This window comes from Shewanella sp. S1-49-MNA-CIBAN-0167, assembly GCF_040310145.1.
In the GTDB taxonomy this organism is placed as follows: domain Bacteria; phylum Pseudomonadota; class Gammaproteobacteria; order Enterobacterales; family Shewanellaceae; genus Shewanella; species Shewanella psychromarinicola.
The window spans coordinates 1-268 of sequence record NZ_JBEOPO010000286.1; the positions used below are offsets into that span (position 1 = coordinate 1).

Consider the following 268-nt stretch of genomic DNA (forward strand, 5'->3'; position numbering starts at 1 on the left):
CGCAGGTACTTATCGCACCCTTGATGGCCGCGGCGGCGCAGGTGGTGGCCAGCAACGTTTTGAACCACTCAACAGTTGGCCCGATAATGCGAGTTTAGACAAAGCACGACGTTTACTCTGGCCAATCAAAATGAAGTATGGAGAAGCCATTTCTTGGTCTGATTTGATAGTGTTAGCGGGTAATGTGTCACTTGAAAATATGGGCTTTAAAACCTACGGTTTTGCCGGTGGACGTAATGATGATTGGGAACCAGACATGGTGTACTGG

The 268-nt window shown here is 48.5% G+C and carries 1 protein-coding gene; it reads left to right on the forward strand.

The window, feature by feature from the left end; genetic code table 11:
- The coding region (locus tag AAEZ00_RS21335) for a peroxidase family protein (protein WP_351089916.1) at positions 1-268 on the forward strand (268 nt) is incomplete at both ends.